Annotated in this window: 1 pseudogene; it reads right to left on the bottom strand. The window is 64.3% G+C overall.

The window, feature by feature from the left end:
• Window positions 1-255, bottom strand: a pseudogene (locus ACU8YC_RS28795) (capsular polysaccharide biosynthesis protein); the annotation flags it as partial.

Consider the following 255-nt stretch of genomic DNA (forward strand, 5'->3'; position numbering starts at 1 on the left):
TCGATCAACAGGATCATCGGGCGCGGATCGTGCTGCAGGCTCGCGGCCAGACGTCCGGGTAACTCGTGCCCGCCGTCGTAACAGTTATATTTGGTGACACCGAGACGCAGCAGCGCGTCCTTAAGCGTCGCGGCCCGCGACAGCATGTCCCCGCTGCAGGGCGTGGCAATAAGCTGCTCGAGATGGCTGGGCTGACGGGCATCGTAGTAAATACCGACCGGGTCGGCGATCAGGGAGACGGGGATCCCCTGGCGG

Source organism: Citrobacter sp. VF227, from assembly GCF_052950715.1.